This window comes from Mesorhizobium sp. M7A.T.Ca.US.000.02.2.1 (assembly GCF_003996995.1).
GTDB lineage: Bacteria > Pseudomonadota > Alphaproteobacteria > Rhizobiales > Rhizobiaceae > Mesorhizobium.
The window spans coordinates 1-1,114 of record NZ_RZTT01000788.1; the positions used below are offsets into that span (position 1 = coordinate 1).

A 1,114-nucleotide genomic window follows, 5' to 3' on the forward strand; every position below is an offset into this window, starting at 1 on the left:
CTTCAGCGCCGAGCGGCGCATGGCGCGTGAATTGATGGCCGACGGAGAATTCGTCGAAGTGTTCGTCGATACGCCCTTCGAGGAATGCGCCAGGCGTGATCCGAAGGGCCTCTATGCGCGCGCGCTGAATGGCGAGATCAAGAATTTCACCGGCGTCGATTCCCCTTATGAAGCGCCGGAAACCCCGGAGGTCCATCTGCGGACACTCGGCAAGTCGGCCGAAGAGATGGTCGACGCCCTGGAACACTGGCTGAACGAGCGCGACATTGCCGAAGACCAATACGATAGCGGCGGCGGCATCTGACGACAGGCTGATGCTTGAAATCTTCGAGCGCCTGGCCTTGTCGGCCGGGCGCGAGGTGATGCGCGTGTTCCACGCCGGCTGTGCGGTTGACCGTAAGTCCGACGCCTCGCCGGTGACCGAGGCGGACCGCGAGAGCGAAAAAATCATTCTCGCCGGACTGCGTGCCGCATTTCCCGATATCCCCTGCGTGGCCGAGGAAGAAGCTTCCGCCGGCATCGTGCCGCCCGATCTGGACGGGGCTTTTTTTCTGATCGATCCGCTCGATGGGACCAAGGAGTTCGTCAACCGCCGCACCGATTTCACGGTCAACATAGCGCTGGTTCGCGATGGCGTGCCGGAAGTCGGCGTCGTCTTTGCGCCCTGCACGGGCCGCTTCTTTTCCGGCCTGCCGGGCAGGGCGGAATCACTCGAAATCGATGGCGATTACCAGATCGTCGGCCGCCGGCCGATCGCGGCGAGAACGGCCGCGACGCCGCTGGCCGTCGTCGCCAGTCGGTCTCACAACACACCGGAAACCGAGGCCTATATTCGCGACCTCGGTGCCGCCGAAATCGTTTCGGTCGGTTCGTCCTTGAAGTTCTGCCTTCTCGCCAGTGCCGAGGCTGATGTCTATCCGCGCTTCGGCCGCACCATGGAATGGGACACAGCGGCGGGCGACGCTATCCTGCGCGCCGCCGGCGGCATGACGCGCACGCTCGACGGCCAACCTCTGGTCTATGGCAAGCGCAGGCAAAGCGACGACGAGGATTTTGCCAATCCGCATTTCATTGCCAGCGGCAGGGCGGCGGGCCCCGGCTGAGAAAAGGTCGG

2 protein-coding genes are annotated in these 1,114 nt (G+C 63.8%); both read left to right on the plus strand.

Features of this window, described 5'->3' with window-relative positions; all coding sequences use genetic code 11:
- Positions 1 to 304 (plus strand): adenylyl-sulfate kinase (locus tag EOD15_RS34635; protein WP_127409318.1); only part of this gene is annotated, 304 nt, incomplete at its 5' end.
- A gap of 10 nt (positions 305 to 314) precedes the next feature.
- Positions 315 to 1,103, plus strand: a complete 789-nt coding sequence (cysQ, locus tag EOD15_RS34640; protein WP_164748814.1) for a 3'(2'),5'-bisphosphate nucleotidase CysQ — start codon at positions 315 to 317, stop codon at positions 1,101 to 1,103.
- The last annotated feature ends 11 nt before the right edge of the window (positions 1,104 to 1,114 follow it).

Excerpts from the sequence above, each read along its gene's own strand:
- cysQ (WP_164748814.1), top strand. The coding sequence starts at position 315 with ATGCTTGAAATCTTCGAGCGCCTGGCCTTGTCGGCCGGGCGCGAGGTG.